The following is a 15,484-nucleotide window of genomic DNA, read 5'->3' on the forward strand; positions in this document are numbered from 1 at the left end:
TGGATCACTGGGACAAGCCCGGGGATGACGCCGACGGCTTGGGCAGATTTGCCGATAAGCGAGAGGCCCGCTGGCCGATGCTTCAAAGCCGACGCGATGCCCGACGACCTACAGTCCCATCTAGTCTTCCAAAAGAAAAACCCCGGCATTTCTGCCGGGGTCTCCATCACTGACTATGTCAGATCAGATTAGAACGAACGCTGAAGGCGAACGAAACCAGTCCACTGGTCGCCAGCACCGTTGTCAACACCTTCGGTGCCGTCAACGTCCTGGTAGTTAACAGCAACCTTGGTAGCAAGGCCCTGCGTGATCTGGTAGTCGAACGTCACGCCAGCGCGCCATGCGTCGCGGTCGCCGGTGAAGTCGTTGTCAGCACCGATGTCAACCGTACCGAAGTACTGAGCGCCGGGGGTGATGGTCAGCTTGTCAGTTGCCTTGATTGCGTATTCAGCAGCAACAGTCCACTCAGACTCTTCGTAGTAAGAGTTTGCGCCGGAAGCCCATGCACCAGACAGACCGAACGTGCCCGGGCCGATGTCAGCCGTTACGATTGCACGGAGCGCACCGTTTTCCTGGTCGGTGTCGTAGGAGCCGAGCAGGTTTGCGCTGACCGCGCCGAACTTGGCACCGATGATACCGCTGATACCAACGTTGTTCGGGCCTTCGATGAAGCCGCCCTTGGCAATGCCGAGGTTCGAAACGTCGTCAAGCGGGGTTTCCAGCTCTTCAACCGAAATACCAGCGTAGAAGGAGCCGGCATCGTAGGTGTAACGCAGAGCGTTTGCACGGGTGGAGTTCGAAGACAGGATGTCGGTTTCGCCGGAGAGATCGTCATCCCACCAGGTGTACATGTAACCGACCTTCAGGCCGCCGAGTTCGATGAAAGCCTGGTCGACGTTGACGCCACGGTTGCTGTCATTGTCAGCTTCGCCACGGAAACCGATGAAGCCGCGCAGAGCGCCGAGCTCGGTGTCGGTACGGGTGTCAATTTCGAACTGAGCGCGCGTGAACGAATCCCAGTCAGACGTGCCGGATTCGTTACGACCGAAGTCGGTCTGGAAACGGATGTAACCGCCGAACTTCAGGCAGGTTTCGGTGCCGGGGATGTAGAAGAAGCCGGTGCCGAAAGCGTCGCAAACGCGAACGTATTCCAGGGGCTCGGGCTCAGCAGCGACGATAGCGTCAGCGGCCTGTGCGCCCGATACTGCAGCGAGTGCTGCAGCGGAGCCGATGAGAAGGCTCTTGATGTTCATGGTTGACCTCCAGTCAAACGCTTAATCTTCTAAGCAGCGGGTGGGAAAGCACTTCAGAAATGCGTGCCGCTTATGGAGATGATTAGAGCCAAAACCGGTCGCACAGGCAATCGCAATCGTGACAGAAGGAAGACAGTAAGGTGTCCTTAGTTTTTCATTGTTGCGAAATAGCTACAATTCTAACAGACGGGACCCCATTCGTTAAAAAATCGTTAATAACTTATACTTTTCAGGCGCTTAACAAGAGGCTCGAAAAATCCGCTGTGAGGAAACCCACGCGATCACCTGAATCTGGACACGATCAGGCCACTGGAAATTGTTCAAAAGACGATTGCAATGTGCAGGGGACCCTACTTCTGCAAGAAAAAACTGACCGAAAAGCAAAAGCCCACAGCTTCGGATTCCTTAAACGACTCAAGGCTCCCGATGCCGAGCGAATCGATAGGCATGCGTAGCGGTCTGTTCCGCGGATAACGCTACAGAAAATCGGAACGTCGCCACGATCTCGCTACCCATCGCGATGTCCGCCCTATCAAGATACCATTCAAACAAAAAAGCCCGGCTCGAGAGCCGGGCTTTCCATCACTGACAATGTCAGATCAGATTAGAACGTGCGCTGAAGGCGAACGAAACCAACCCAGCTGTCGCCGCCGCCGTTTACACCTTCGGTGCCGTCGACGTCCTGGTAGTTAACCGAAACGAGCGTGGAGAGGCCCTGGGTGATCTTGTAGCCAACAGCTACGCCAGCGCGCCATGCATCGCGATCGCCAACCCAGTCGTTATCGGCGCCGAGATCGATCGTGTTGAAGTACTGGAAGCCGGGGGTGATGGTCAGCTTGTCAGTTGCCTTGATGGCGTATTCAGCAGCAACCGTCCACTCAGACTCTTCGTAGTAGCTGTTTGCGCCAGAAGCCCAAACGCCAGAGAGGCCGAGGGTGCCGGGGCCGATGTCAGCCGTTACGATAGCGCGGATTGCGCCTTCTTCCTGGTCGGTGTCGTAGCCGCCGAGGACGTTGAGGTTTACGCCGCCGAACTTGGCGCCAACGATAGCGGATACGCCAACGTTGTTCGCTGCTTCGAACGAACCACCCTTGATGAGGTCGTTGGAGATGTTGGAGGTGCCGCGCTGACCTTCCAGCTCTTCAACAGCAACGCCAACGTAGAAGGAGCCAGCGTCGTAGGTGTAGCGGATAGCGTTCAGACGGGTAGCGTTCGAAGAAAGGCTATCAACTTCGCCGGAGAGACCATCATCCCACCAGTTGTAGTAGTAACCGACCTTCAGGCCGCCGAGTTCGATGAAAGCCTGGTCAACAACAACGCCACGGTTGCTGTCGTTGTCGGCCTGGCCGCGGAAGCCGATGTAGCCGCGCAGAGCGCCGAGCTCGGTGTCGGTGCGGGTGTCGATGTTGAACTGAGCGCGCGTGAACGAATCCCAGTCAGACGTGCCGGACTTGTTACGGCCGAAGTCGGTCTGGAAACGGATGTAACCGTCGAACTTCAGGCAGGTTTCGGTGCCGGGGATGTAGAAGAAGCCGGTGCCGAAAGCGTCGCAAACGCGAACGTATTCCAGGGGCTCAGGCTCAGCAGCGACGATAGCGTCGGCAGCGTGAGCGCCGGATACTGCTGCGAGAGCCGCAGCGGAGCCGATCAGAAGGCTCTTGATGTTCATGGTTGACCTCCAGTCAAAGTTTTTAAGTGGGTCTGGGTACTTTCGCTGAAGGACAGCATTCCCTGCCCCATTCCCGTGTTCTTAGAAGCCAAACGATCCACCGCCTCGCTTCTGGTGGTGAAAATACAAAAGGTTTCGCCGCTTGCAATCGCCAACATCCGATAAATAGCATTTACGTATATGCTTCATTTCGGTTTGTTGCGGAAACAACACACAGTGCGCAGCCGGCCCGCACGCGGCTTTACCATGCGTTAAGAAATTGCTTGAAAATCCGTTAGTTAGCGAGGTTAACAAGGCCTTTCTAAACTACTGGCTTTTTCGGCGAAACCTTGCCTCGCCGGGCAAGGATGATGGAAACTTTTGCTTCCTCACATCCCTGCACCCGACACGCCTTCATGGCGCACATGGAGAAACGATGGAAAAACCCCTGCCGTTTGCCGCCCGATTCCCCGCATAACGATTCGAAAGGTTCGCTTCGTATCAGTTACGATACCGATACGCCGCCGCCAATCCGGCTCGCCTGGAGAGCTGATTTGATGACGTTAGGTCGCGTTTGGCTATTATCAGCAGCGGCCGATTTGCCGCGCGTACCGATTCGAAACAGACGGCAGCGCAAGCGGCATGCGCAGACAGTCGCCAAGCGCTCCGATGGTAGCTTGGAACGGAGGGATCGATGGGGCTGGGATTTTCCGGTCTTGTGCCGAAGTGGCGGAGAGGATGGGATTCGAACCCACGATACGCTTTTGACGTATACTCCCTTAGCAGGGGAGCGCCTTCGACCACTCGGCCACCTCTCCGGTGCGGCCTGATTATTGCGTAAAAAAAATGATTGCAAGGCTTTTTCGCCAAGAAGCACAAAAACCTGTTGGCTGAACATCCTCCTGCGAAACTTTGCGGGCCTTTCGGGAACTTCTTGCAGGCCGGCACGTTCTGCCTTCGGTAACAAAAGAGGTGTTCTAATGGCTCAGACCAAACTGAATGTTGTCGAAGACACGATCGAAAACCAAATTGCGGAGTTGCGTTCGCAGATCGCATCCCTCTCCAAATCCGTATCCGCCCGCGCGGAAGGTGTGAGCGAGGATGCTTCCGAATTTCTGGATGAGGCGCGCGGACGCGTTCGCAAGGCCGCGCATAATGTCCGCGCCCAGGGCCAGAATGTCGTGGAAGCCGTCAAGGAAAATCCCGGCACGGCGACCTCCCTGCTGACGATCGTTGGCGCACTCGGTTTTGCCATCGGTTATGCGGTTGGCGCGAGCACGCAGCAGAACTCGTCGAACAGCAGCCTTTATCGCTGGCGCTGATCGCCGCATCGAATTAAAATTAAGGCAAGGCGGGTCTACCCTGCCTTGCCTTTTCGTATTTATTTGAAATGTGATGAATGGGGGCGGATATGCGGTTCAGCGACGATCTTGAAGCGGCTTTGTCGGATTTTGCGAGGGATCACGGTGTCGACAGGGATGAGGCCATCCAGCGCATCATTCGCGCCGCCCTTATCAACACCGGTTATCTCGCCTCCGGCGAAGAAGGCATTCCGCCGGAAAAGCTGAACGCCAGCAACGACGACTGAATTAATAGCCAGACCGGGATGGCGCAGGCGCTGCTCCGCCCTTGTAACGGGCCGAGAGCGCACGCAGGGTACTGGCGAATTCCGTGACATCCGCACCGACGGCCACGAAGGACGCGCCGAGTTCGAGATAGCGGCGATTATAGGTTTCGTTGAAGGTGAGAATGCCGGCGGCCTTGCCCGCCTTGACGATCTTGACGATGGCCGCCTCAATCACCGCCTGCACTTCCGGCTCGTCTATCCTGCCGAGATAGCCCATATCGGCGGCCAGATCCGCCGGGCCGATAAAGACGCCGTCCACGCCCTCCACCGCAAGAATATTGTCGAGATCGTTGATCGCCGCGCGCGTTTCGGCCTGCACCAGCAGGCAGACGCTATCCGAGGCGCTGTCGGCATAGTCGGTTATCGTGTTGAAGGCGGAAGCGCGGGCAACGGCAGCGCCCATGCCGCGAATGCCGCGTGGTGGATAATGCATGGCGCTGACCAGATCCTTCGCCTGATCGGCCGAATCGACCATCGGCACCAGAAGCGTGCGCGCACCCGCATCCAGAAGCTGCTTGATCATCCAGCTTTCGCCGACCGGCACGCGCACCACCGGTTCGGCAGGCGATGTGGCAAGGGCGCGCAACTGGTCGATGATGCTGCGCAGATCGTTCGGCCCATGCTCGCCGTCGATCACCAGCCAGTCGAACCCCGCCGTACCGGCGATTTCCGCCGTGATGGCCTCGCCCATATCGAGCCAGAGGCCGATCTGCGGCTTGCCGGCATGGATGGCGGTTTTGAAACGGTTTTCGGGAGCAGGCATGATATCCTCAGGAAAGCAGTAATTTCAGATCGGCGGAAGCATCCGCCAGGATGGCGCGATCCGGCTCCGCGCCGGTATCGAGCAGTTTCTTGCCCGCGACATAGGCCTTGGCATCGTTGACGGCATCCACCGCCACGAATCGCCCATCGCGGAAATACCAGACGGACCAGCTGCCCTCACGCGCGCCCTGCCTCCGCATCGTCTCGTCGTAACCCAGGTTGAAACCGGCGATCTGCAGCTTGGCGTCATATTGATCCGACCAGAACCATGGCTTCGGATCATAGGCGACTTCAGCCCCGGTGAGCACGGCAGCGGCCGCCTCGGCCTGATCGACAGCATTCTGTACCGATTCGAGACGCACATGCTGGCCGCGCCAGGGCAGCAGCGCGCAATCGCCCACGGCATGAATGGCGCTGTCGGAGGTGCGGGTATGGTCATCCACCACGATGCCATTGCCGACATCAAGGCCTGATTCGCGAGCGAGGCGATCATTCGGCGTCACGCCGATGCCGACAATCACAAAGTCCACATCCAGCGTCGAGCCGTCGGAGAGTTCGGCAGCGGCCACCCGGCCATCCATGCCGACAAGGCGCACAAGGCCGGTCTTTTCGCGAATGGAAACGCCGTGGGCCTGATGGATGCCGCGCATGATATCGGCGGTTTCCTTCGCCGCCACACGCTGGAGAATGCGGTCGGCCATTTCGATCAAGGTCACTTCGAGGCCGAGCTTGCGCGCGACGGCCGCTGCTTCGAGACCGATATAGCCGCCGCCGATTACCAGCAGCCTGCGGCCCGGCTTCATCTCCTCCATAAGCCGGTCGGCATCGCGCTTGTCGCGAACGGTCAGGACGCCTTCCAGATCGCCGCCGATACTGGCGGGCAGCAGGCGGGGAGCCGCCCCGGTCGCCAGCACCAGCCTGTCATAGGAAAGCGTGCTGCCATCCTGCATGCGCAGGGATTTGGCGGCGCGGTCTATCTCCTCCACCCAGGTGGAAAGCCGGATATCGACATTGTTCTCCGCGTACCATTCTTCCGGCCGGAACATCAGCCGGTCGAAGCTCATCTCGCCGAGGAGGTATTTTTTGGAGAGCGGCGGCCTCTGGTAAGGATAGGCATCCTCGGAACCGACGATGGTGATGGGGCGCTCGTCCTTCAGCGCCCGAAGCTTCGACGCCAGCGCGAAAGCGGCCTGCCCCGCCCCGACGATTACCAGCCTTCCCGTCACAGTCCACTCCCAGAAGAATCACGAAGCGCCGGTCCTGCCGGGCCTCGCGAAGCGATATTGCAAGGCTCAGGCGTAACGCCAAGTACGGCCCCAGTCAACACCAGCCCCGTGCAAGCGTGGCGCAGTATCAGCACAGGCTGCAACCGGATGGGACCGAGCGCATTTCCATAGCGGAAACATCGGCTTCCGAAGGGAAGATTGGTCGAGATCGAGACAGAGAACAGACAATTGCGCGCATTTCCTTCATGCCCTGGCAAGGAAGCGGCGTTAAAATCGGCATCAAAAGAGGCAATCCGGGAGGTTGTCATGGCTTTGCATATGGATCCCCGTCAGAACGTCCCCCAGGACGAGATGTACGAGAAATTTCAGATCGACCGGCCCGGCAAGATCACCTTCATCGGGCATCATCTCAGCGCCAAGGACACCATGCGCTGCCTGGTGCGGACCATTTCCCTTTACGGCGCGGAACTGGATGTCAGTCCCGATCTGGAAATGCCGGCCAATTTCTATCTGGAAATTCTCGGTATCCGCGACGAGATCGGCTGCACGCTGATCCGCCGCGAAGAGGAAAAAGTGACGATCGGCTTCAATATGCTGATCGATGCGGAGTTCCTGCACCATGTGCGACGCCTGAGCTTCGAGACCAACGCGTGACCCCGACATAACGGGCCAATGGCTTTTCCGTCTCCTCGCCGGGACGTAAAATTCTGTTCCAAAACAGTCGTGCCGCAACCGGCTGCGCCTTGCGTCCGGTTTTTTTGCACCTATTGTGAGCCGGGTTTTAAACACAGGTACCGGAACTCTCAGCCAATGTCAGCCTTTTCCCGCCTCACGCCGCTTGCCGCTTCGCTTCCCTCAACCGTTCCCTTCGTCGGCCCCGAAGCCATCGAGCGCAACCGCGGCCTGAAGGTTGAAGCGCGTATCGGCGCCAATGAGAGCGGCTTCGGCCCCGCCCCTTCCGTGCTTCTGGCCATGCGCGATGCGGCGGCGGAGACATGGATGTACAGCGATCCGGAAAATTACGAGTTGAAGGAAGCGCTTGCCATCCACCATGGCGTTGCACGCGGCAATATCGCCATCGGCAGCGGCGTCGATGGGCTGCTGGGTGAGATCGCGCGGCTGATCGTCGAGCCGGGCACGCCTGTCGTCACCTCTTTTGGCGGCTACCCCACCTTCAATTACCATGTGAACGGTTTTGGCGGGAAACTCGTGACCACGCCCTATGTCGACGACCACGAAGACCTTGACGGGCTTCTCGATCTCGTCATCCGGGAAAATGCGCCGCTCGTTTATTTCGCCAATCCCGACAATCCGATGGGAAGCTGGTGGGAAGCGAGCGAAGTCGTCGCCTTTGCCCGCGCCCTGCCGGAGACCTGCCTGCTCATTCTGGATGAGGCCTATTGCGAAACCGCGCCGGCCAGCGCCGTGCCGGCCATCGACGCGCTGATCGGCCAGCCGAACATTCTGCGCATGCGCACCTTCTCGAAAGCCTATGGGCTGGCGGGTGCGCGTGTGGGTTACGCCATCGGCACGCTCGGCAATGTCGAAGCCTTCGACAAGATCCGCAACCATTTCGGCATGGCGCGCATTTCGGTCGCCGGCGCTTTGGCGGCGCTGAAGGATCAGGCCTATCTGCATGAAGTCGTTGGTAAAATTTCTGACGCCCGTGAGCGCATTTCGGCAGTCGCGCGTAATAACGGCCTTTCACCGCTCCCCTCCGCCACCAATTTCGTCACCATCGATTGCCATCGCGACGGGGCTTATGCCCGCGCCATCGTCGATGGGCTGATGGAACACGGCGTCTTCATCCGCATGCCGGGCGTCGCCCCGCTCAACCGCTGCATTCGTGTGAGCGTGGGGCCGGGTGACAAGCTCGATCTGTTCGAGCAGGCGCTGCCGAAGGTCCTCAAGGCGATCGGGTAAGCTCCCAACCCACCCTCATTCCTGTGCTCGTCACAGGAATCTAGTCAGCCCAAGTCCTTGGGCTGGAAGGACTCTTTTCGCCGCGCAGACGCGCGTCGGCTGGATTCCTGTGACAAGCACAGGAATGAGGGTTGGAAAGTGCCGCGCGTTGCACGCATCGATTCAACATCCTCCCGCAAGCCCCTGCCCGCGAATCGTTTTCCGGCGAAGAGACATCGCCAAACATAAGAAAACCGCGCCGGCCTTGTTCCTGCCGGTCGCGGTTTGATGTGTCAGCGCAAAAGCCCTTTTCAAAGCCCTCGCCGCGTTCCCCTTCGGGTTTACTTTCCTTTGCGCCGGTCATCGGGACTGGAGGGAACCGGACCGGAAATCTCAATAAGGCTTGGGTAAATCAGTGCATCGTCATCCAGTCGCGGGCGGCGCGCAGCGCTTCGGCCAGTTCCGATTTCGTCATGTTGCGGGCGAGATCGGCGCGCAGCGAAGCGGCTCTTTCCGATCCGCGGATCGCGGCGATGTTGAGCCATTTATGGGCGGCGATCAGGTCCACCTTGCAGCCCCGGCCGGTCGCATAGACCAGGCCGAGATTGCAAAGAGTGTCGGCGCGGGTTTCGCCACCGGCAGCCATTTCGATATCGCGAATTTCAAAGCGTGCCATTGTTTTAATCCCTGTCCTTCTGCCTGTTTCATCATTCGCCTTCTTGTCGAGGCCATCGTCCGGACCTGCCGTCTTTTGCGGCTTTTTTGTCCTTTCGTCCGGCAGGTTTTCCCTGCGCTTTTGATGAGTTCACTATGCCACGGGGCCTTCAACGGTCGCTTAAAAGGCATGATTAATGCGCCGCAAACAAACTGCAAACGATTGGTAAAATTGGGTTTTCGTTAAATATCACGAGCCGCGGAAATTAAGGACTTTGCGGCGAATTTTACGAAAAGTTTAGAATTGGATTTAAACCCTTCCTTCACCACGATCAAAACAGCGATTTTCCAATTCTCCCTCTTTCGCTCCCCCCGTCGCTGCAAATGCCGCGCCGAGGCCGCAAATTTCTGTTTCCTTTTACGTGAACGTCAAATACTATCCGCCCTGCCCGTCATGAGGATGAAACGGGCACAGGATAGCGCGGTGCAAGGAGCAATCGTTGCGCCGCAGGCGGCTTGGGCCAGAGATGGCGCATTCGCACGCCAAAAGGGTTTGATCTGCGCATCGCGTCTTTGGGCCGCTGGCTCCAGAAAGCCTGCGCGAATTTCGGGAGGAATTTTATGAAGCGTATAATGACGATTGCCGCCGCCCTCATGCTGAGCGGCAACCTTGCCTTCGCCGCCGAGGCAATCGAAGGCAACTGGAAGACCGCCAGTGGCGAAACCGCCGTGATCGGCCCCTGCGGCGGCGCCTTCTGCGTGACGCTGAAGACCGGCAAACACGCCGGAAAACAGATCGGCAAGCTTTCCGGCAAGGGAAACAGCTATTCGGGTGAAATCACCGATCCCGCCAATGACAAGACCTATAGCGGCTCCGGCACCGTTTCCGGCAACTCGCTGAGCATGAAGGGCTGCGTGCTGAAGGTTCTGTGCAAATCGCAGACCTGGACACGGCTTTAATCGACAGGGCGGCGGGCGGGCTTCTGTCCTGCCGCCTGCGGTCCCGCACCTGACGGCCACGGTGCGCTGCCAAGGATTGCCTCCGAGACTGCGGGCGCACGCCGCATGGAAGCCATATATCCGTTGATGTATCGTTGCGCCCAACACCAACGAGAGCGACGCATGCGCCCCACCCTTTCCACAGTCCTGATTGCGGGCACCTCGCATGTCGGCAAGAGCACCCTTGCCGGCCTGCTGAGCGAAAGGCTGCGCTGCGAGGCAATATCGACCGACAGTCTCGCCCGCCATCCGGGCAGGCCATGGCCGGGCATTCCGGCACCGGTGGAAGAATACTACGCACGGCTCTCGGCGGAAACGATCCACTGGTTCCTGAAGATACATCATCAGAACATCTGGCCGCTGATCCGCACGATGATCGACAGCAGGTCCGGCGCCGGCGGTTCCACAATCTTCGAGGGCGCGGCCCTGCGGCCGGAATTGATTTCGCCCCTGCTTGGCGGCGAGGTCGCCGGTGTCTTTCTCCATGCCGGCAATGATTTTCTTCTCGAGAGAATGCGCTCTCACGCCCGCTATGAAGATGCAGCGGCTGAGAGGCGGCGGATCATCGACGCCTTCATCGAGCGTTCGTTGCGGGAAAACACGGACATGCTGGCATCCGCGCAGGAGCACCGCGTGCCGGTTGTCGATGTGACGCAGCCTCAGGCGTTCGAGACCCTCGTGACCGATCTTGCGGCACGTGCGGAAGCCCCTCTGTCCTGATCGAAAAGCGGGTGGCCCGCGAGATGCCCGGCGCCATTGCGGCATCAATCTGTCATGTCACCACCCGTTAACATCCCTGAATGCCATATGAACCGGGGTCTCAGGGTCCGTTCAGTCCGAGTGTGGCAAAACTCTGTCCATCAACTCCAATAAGGGGAATGGACATGGCAAAGCTGATCAGCCGACTGGCAATCTTCGCGTTTCTCATGGCGATCTTCGCCATGTCCTTCGCCTCGCTCGTCGTTAATCCGAACCGCAGTTTCCAGCGGGTGAATGCCGGCGCGGCAATCGCCTGCCAGCATAGCCCCTCGCCCGCCGCCAATTGCCCCGTCGTGTTGTGAGGACAGGCCGATGACGACAAGTTTTTCCAACGGCCTGTTTTCCGCGCTGCGGCTGGTGCTGATGGCCTCGATCTTTCTCGGTCCGGTCGCGGGACTTGCGGTTTACAAGGCCGATCCCCGCCCCGCCTCCAAGGGCGCCGGCTTCGTGCTTTTGATGAGCCTGCAGCGTGGCGCGCTCGGCTGAAATTTCCGCCGACCCGCTGTTATTCGAACTGCCTTTTTGCGTTTCTTTTCAGTTTCTTCGTATTTCTGTCGCTTGCCTGTCGAAATTGCCCTCTTATAATGGGCCATGACAATAGCAAAACCAACGATTCCGCCCCTCACCTTCGTCACTCCTGAGCCTTTCGCGCCGCAGACATTCACGGACCCGAAACAAGCTGTGGCGGCTTTGACCGCGCTTTACGAACGCAATACGGCGTTCCTGATCAATTCCTTCACCGAGCTTGCCAAGGGCGCGCCGATTGCTGGCCGTTACCGCGCCTGCTATCCGCAGGTGAGCCTTGAGACCGCCACCTTCGGCCATGTCGATTCGCGTCTCTCCTACGGCCATGTCACCGCCCCCGGCGTTTACACGACGACCATCACCCGGCCGGAGCTTTTCCGCCATTACCTCAAGGAACAGCTCGGGCTTCTGATGAAGAACCACGGCGTTCCGGTCACGGTGTCGGAATCGGCCACGCCCATTCCGCTGCATTTCGCTTTCGGCGAAGGCGCCTATGTCGAGGCGGCGGCGGCTTCTTCGCTGTCCGACGTGCCGCTGCGCGATCTGTTCGATACGCCCGACCTCAACAATACCGACGATCTCATCGCCAATGGCGAATACGATCAGGTGCCGGGCGAACCGGCACCGCTCGCGCCCTTTACCGCGCAGCGCATCGATTATTCGCTGGCCCGCCTCAGCCACTATACGGCAACGAGCGCCAGCCATTTCCAGAACTTCGTGCTGTTCACCAACTACCAGTTCTATATCGATGAATTCGCCGCATGGGCGCGGCAGTTGATGAAGAATGGCGGCGAGGGTTACACCGCTTTCGTGGAGCCGGGCAATATCGTCACCCCTGCCGGTTGCGACAAGCCGGAAACGGATGCCGTGCTCGCGCGCCTGCCGCAAATGCCCGCCTATCACCTGAAGAAGAAGGGCCATGCCGGCATCACGCTCGTCAATATCGGCGTCGGCCCCTCCAACGCCAAGACGATCACCGACCACATCGCCGTGTTGCGCCCGCATGCCTGGCTGATGGTTGGCCACTGCGCCGGCCTGCGCAACAGCCAGCGGCTTGGCGACTATGTTCTGGCGCATGCCTATGTGCGCGAAGATCACGTCCTTGATGACGACCTGCCCGTCTGGGTGCCGATCCCGGCTCTGGCCGAAGTGCAAGTGGCGCTGGAAGGCGCCGTCGCGGAAGTTACCGGCTACGAGGGCTTCGAGCTGAAGCGCATCATGCGCACCGGCACCGTCGCCACCATCGACAACCGCAACTGGGAACTTCGCGATCAGGCAGGCCCCGTCAAGCGTCTGTCGCAATCGCGCGCCATAGCGCTCGACATGGAATCGGCCACCATCGCCGCCAACGGTTTCCGCTTCCGCGTGCCCTACGGCACCCTGCTCTGCGTTTCCGACAAGCCGCTGCATGGCGAACTGAAACTTCCGGGCATGGCGACGGAGTTCTACCGCACCCAGGTCGCCCAGCATCTGCAGATCGGCATCCGCGCCGTGCAGAAGCTGGCCGCCATGCCGACGGAGACGCTGCACTCGCGCAAGCTTCGAAGCTTTTACGAGACGGCGTTCCAGTAAGATCGCGCATCTTCGCCCTCAAGGTGCTGATGTTGGCTCATACACCTTGAGGCATCGGAATGCGTGTGACGATCGGCCTTGATGACGAGCTGATCGCAGAGGTCATAGAAATTACTGGAGTTTCCAACGCAGAAGCAGCGGTTGAAATGGCCCTGAGAGAATTTATCCGGAGACACCGGGAGCTACGGGGCCTCGGCCGGGAAGGCAATCTCAGTGGAGTCCGCGATAGCTGGAGAACGGATGAGTCCTAATCGACGCACTCAATGCTCTCATTGCCATCAAAGAACATAACCTCCGTCATTCCGGCCTTGAGCCGGAATCCAGCCTACGCGCGTCTGCGCGGCGAGAAGAGTCTTTTCAGCCCAAGGACTTGGGCTGACTGGATTCCGGCTCAAGGCCGGAATGACGGGGAGAAAACAGACGACCATAGCAAAATAGCGCATTTAGCGGACAGCAACGATTATGCCTGAGCCTATAGTGCTTCAGGCAAAAACGAGATCTTTGGAAGCGCTCCATCTCTTTATTTTTACGCATCTCCAGTAAGACTGCTACGCATTTTTACTGGAGATGCTCTTTGCGAAGTCGCCCGCCGCGGTCCGCTCGCGCGGATCGCGCGCCACATCCGCCTCAAACCACCTTCACCGTCCCCTCCACGCGGATGGGAAAATTCACCGAGCGTGCGATGAAGCATTTTTCGTGTGCATCATGGTGCAGCTCATCCGCTCTGGCCGGATCGCCTTTCGAAATGGTGATGACCGGTTTCAGCACCACTTCGCTGAATTGCCCCGCACCATCCTTTTCCATCACCAGCGTGCCTTCGGCATTGTCGACATAGTCTTCGACGATGATGCCATTGACCGAGCAGAAATGCAGGTACCACAGCTTGTGGCAGGCCGAGAGCGAGGCGACCAGCAGGTCTTCCGGGTTCCAGCGGGAGGGATCGCCGCGGAAGGCGGGGTCGGAGGAGCCGGCGATGTCAGCCTTTCCCGAAGTGGAAATCGTGTAGTCGCGTTCATAATCGCGGTAGCCGGATGTGCCCTTGCCGCGATTGCCGGTCCATTTCACCTGCACGGCGTAATGATGTTCCTGTCCTGCCATCTGATTATTCCTCCCTTGGAAACTTTTTTCGCATTCTCTAACGGAAAACCGGTGTCCACTTTTCCTAGAAATGCTCTCGCGTATCGCGCAAGTGATCGAGCCCCTTGCGCAGCGTTTCTATGATCTGGTCCACCTCCGAGCGGCTGATCGTCAGCGCCGGTGAGGCCAGCATGCGGTCGCCGGTGGCGCGCATCACAAGGCCATCTGCCAGGCAATGGTTGCGCACGGCGGTTCCGATGTCGTCCGGCTTGGCGAAACGCCGGCGCGTCGCCTTGTCGGCCGTTATCTGCAGGCCGCCCATCAGGCCGACATTCACCGCCTCGCCGACCAGTTCGTGATCCGTCAGGCTTTTCCAGCCCTCGGAAAAATAAGGGCCGATATCGTCGCGCACCCGTTCCACCAGTCCATCCTCCTCGATGATGCGGAGGTTTTCCAGGGCGGCGGCAGCGCAGACGGGATGGCCGGAATAGGTGAAACCGTGGTTGAAGTCACCGACCTCGGACAACATCACTTCCGCCACCCGATCCGAGACGATGACGCCGCCAATCGGCAGGTAACCGGAAGACAGGCCCTTGGCGACGGGCGCAAAATCCGGCTCCACGCCGAAATGCTGGTAACCGAACCAGGAGCCGAGACGGCCGAAACCGCAGATCACCTCATCGGAGACGAGCAAGATGTTGCGCGCCTTGCAGATGCGGGCGATTTCCGGCCAGTAGGTTTCCGGCGGCACGATGACGCCGCCCGCGCCCTGAATGGGTTCGGCCACGAAAGCGGCGATATTTTCCTCGCCGAGTTCATCGATCTTCGCTTCCAGTTCGCGCGCCACCTTCAGGCCGAATTCGGCCGGCGAAAGATCGCCGCCCTCGGCATACCAATAGGGCTGGCCGATATGGGCCACGCCCTCGATCGGCAGGTTCCCCTGCTCATGCATCCATTTCATGCCGCCGAGCGATGCACCGGCCACCGTCGAGCCGTGATAGCCGTTGCGGCGGGCAATCACCTTGGTTTTCGTCGGATGGCCGAGCGCCTTCCAGTAAACGCGCGCCATGCGGAACCAGGTGTCGGTGGCTTCCGAACCGGAATTGGTGAAGAAGACATGGTTCATCTTCGGCCCGGCGCGCGAGGCGATCTTCTGCGCCAGAAGCGTCGCGGGCGGCGTGGTGGTGCCGAAAAACGCGTTGTAGTAGGGCAGCTCGTTCATCTGGCGCTGCACGACATCGGCAATCTCGCGGCGTCCGTAACCGATATTCACGCACCAGAGGCCGGCAAAGGCGTCGAGATATTTCCTGCCGGTGCTGTCATAGATGAAAACCCCTTCCGCGCGCTCGATGATGCGGGTGCCGGCAGCATTCAGCTTGCCCATGTCGGAAAAGGGGTGAAGGTGATGGGCGGCATCGATGGCGGCGAGATTGGACATCGGCTTGGAGACTTCATTCATGACAGATCGCACTCCCATAAA

The 15,484-nt window shown here is 59.2% G+C and carries 17 protein-coding genes and 1 tRNA gene; 10 read left to right on the forward strand and 8 right to left on the reverse strand.

The genetic code is table 11. The features are described from left to right. Nucleotides 1–188: 188 nt before the first annotated feature. The 3 genes from ACQZ5N_RS17865 to ACQZ5N_RS17875 form a co-directional block, all read right to left on the reverse strand. Nucleotides 189–1,253, reverse strand: coding sequence for a porin (locus tag ACQZ5N_RS17865; protein WP_448733666.1), 1,065 nt, complete (start codon nucleotides 1,251–1,253; stop codon nucleotides 189–191). Nucleotides 1,254–1,857: 604 nt separating this feature from the next. Beyond that, nucleotides 1,858–2,922, reverse strand: a complete 1,065-nt coding sequence (locus tag ACQZ5N_RS17870) for a porin (RefSeq protein WP_448733667.1) — start codon at nucleotides 2,920–2,922, stop codon at nucleotides 1,858–1,860. 706 nt (nucleotides 2,923–3,628) lie between these two features. After that, a tRNA-Ser gene (locus tag ACQZ5N_RS17875) sits at nucleotides 3,629–3,719 on the reverse strand. Nucleotides 3,720–3,881: 162 nt separating this feature from the next. Between ACQZ5N_RS17875 and ACQZ5N_RS17880 the strand changes: the two genes are divergently transcribed. Further along, nucleotides 3,882–4,223 carry a hypothetical protein gene (locus tag ACQZ5N_RS17880; RefSeq protein WP_020812132.1) on the forward strand — a complete coding sequence of 114 codons (342 nt, stop codon included), beginning with the start codon at nucleotides 3,882–3,884 and terminating at the stop codon, nucleotides 4,221–4,223. Nucleotides 4,224–4,312: 89 nt separating this feature from the next. Further along, nucleotides 4,313–4,489, forward strand: a complete 177-nt coding sequence (locus ACQZ5N_RS17885; RefSeq protein WP_003524115.1) for a hypothetical protein — start codon at nucleotides 4,313–4,315, stop codon at nucleotides 4,487–4,489. Between the two features lies 1 nt (nucleotide 4,490). Here ACQZ5N_RS17885 and ACQZ5N_RS17890 read toward each other — a convergent pair whose 3' ends face one another. Together ACQZ5N_RS17890 and ACQZ5N_RS17895 are read right to left on the reverse strand one after the other, a co-directional pair. Continuing rightward, entirely contained in the window at nucleotides 4,491–5,291 is an 801-nt protein-coding gene (locus ACQZ5N_RS17890) for an aldolase/citrate lyase family protein (protein WP_127758296.1), read from the reverse strand. A gap of 7 nt (nucleotides 5,292–5,298) precedes the next feature. Next, the gene (locus tag ACQZ5N_RS17895; protein ID WP_269830714.1) at nucleotides 5,299–6,516 is read right to left on the reverse strand and encodes an NAD(P)/FAD-dependent oxidoreductase; all 1,218 of its coding nucleotides are present in this window, start codon (nucleotides 6,514–6,516) and stop codon (nucleotides 5,299–5,301) included. 306 nt (nucleotides 6,517–6,822) lie between these two features. On the opposite strand from ACQZ5N_RS17895, the gene ACQZ5N_RS17900 reads away from it, so the two are divergent. Both ACQZ5N_RS17900 and ACQZ5N_RS17905 read left to right on the forward strand, forming a co-directional pair. Next, a complete protein-coding gene (locus tag ACQZ5N_RS17900) occupies nucleotides 6,823–7,170 on the forward strand; it encodes a hypothetical protein (protein ID WP_035240153.1) in 348 nt (115 codons plus the stop codon). A gap of 156 nt (nucleotides 7,171–7,326) precedes the next feature. Beyond that, a complete protein-coding gene (locus ACQZ5N_RS17905) occupies nucleotides 7,327–8,439 on the forward strand; it encodes a pyridoxal phosphate-dependent aminotransferase (protein WP_020809513.1) in 1,113 nt (370 codons plus the stop codon). A gap of 391 nt (nucleotides 8,440–8,830) precedes the next feature. Here ACQZ5N_RS17905 and ACQZ5N_RS17910 read toward each other — a convergent pair whose 3' ends face one another. Next, a complete protein-coding gene (locus ACQZ5N_RS17910; protein ID WP_003524109.1) occupies nucleotides 8,831–9,094 on the reverse strand; it encodes an SEL1-like repeat protein in 264 nt (87 codons plus the stop codon). A 599-nt stretch (nucleotides 9,095–9,693) separates the two neighbouring features. On the opposite strand from ACQZ5N_RS17910, the gene ACQZ5N_RS17915 reads away from it, so the two are divergent. The 6 genes from ACQZ5N_RS17915 (at nucleotide 9,694) to ACQZ5N_RS17940 (ending at nucleotide 13,178) form a co-directional block, all read left to right on the forward strand. Continuing rightward, nucleotides 9,694–10,032, forward strand: a complete 339-nt coding sequence (locus ACQZ5N_RS17915; RefSeq protein WP_003524108.1) for a DUF2147 domain-containing protein — start codon at nucleotides 9,694–9,696, stop codon at nucleotides 10,030–10,032. A gap of 162 nt (nucleotides 10,033–10,194) precedes the next feature. After that, nucleotides 10,195–10,791: a hypothetical protein gene (locus tag ACQZ5N_RS17920; protein ID WP_448733668.1), complete on the forward strand. Its 597-nt coding sequence runs from the start codon at nucleotides 10,195–10,197 to the stop codon at nucleotides 10,789–10,791. Between the two features lie 158 nt (nucleotides 10,792–10,949). Beyond that, nucleotides 10,950–11,132, forward strand: a complete 183-nt coding sequence (locus tag ACQZ5N_RS17925) for a hypothetical protein (RefSeq protein ID WP_020809511.1) — start codon at nucleotides 10,950–10,952, stop codon at nucleotides 11,130–11,132. A gap of 10 nt (nucleotides 11,133–11,142) precedes the next feature. After that, complete coding sequence (locus ACQZ5N_RS17930) at nucleotides 11,143–11,316, forward strand: hypothetical protein (RefSeq protein WP_003509979.1); 174 nt, start codon at nucleotides 11,143–11,145, stop codon at nucleotides 11,314–11,316. 105 nt (nucleotides 11,317–11,421) lie between these two features. Next, nucleotides 11,422–12,927 (forward strand): AMP nucleosidase, encoded by a 1,506-nt coding sequence (amn, locus tag ACQZ5N_RS17935; protein ID WP_196379411.1) that lies wholly within the window; start codon nucleotides 11,422–11,424, stop codon nucleotides 12,925–12,927. A 59-nt stretch (nucleotides 12,928–12,986) separates the two neighbouring features. Next, nucleotides 12,987–13,178, forward strand: a complete 192-nt coding sequence (locus tag ACQZ5N_RS17940; RefSeq protein WP_448733669.1) for a type II toxin-antitoxin system VapB family antitoxin — start codon at nucleotides 12,987–12,989, stop codon at nucleotides 13,176–13,178. A gap of 376 nt (nucleotides 13,179–13,554) precedes the next feature. On the opposite strand, the gene ACQZ5N_RS17945 is transcribed toward ACQZ5N_RS17940, so the two are convergent. Next, a complete protein-coding gene (locus ACQZ5N_RS17945) occupies nucleotides 13,555–14,025 on the reverse strand; it encodes an OsmC family protein (protein ID WP_080852422.1) in 471 nt (156 codons plus the stop codon). 64 nt (nucleotides 14,026–14,089) lie between these two features. Next, the gene (locus ACQZ5N_RS17950; protein ID WP_448733670.1) at nucleotides 14,090–15,463 is read right to left on the reverse strand and encodes an aspartate aminotransferase family protein; all 1,374 of its coding nucleotides are present in this window, start codon (nucleotides 15,461–15,463) and stop codon (nucleotides 14,090–14,092) included. Nucleotides 15,464–15,484: the final 21 nt, after the last annotated feature.

The sequence above is a fragment of the Agrobacterium sp. 22-221-1 genome (genome assembly GCF_053522445.1).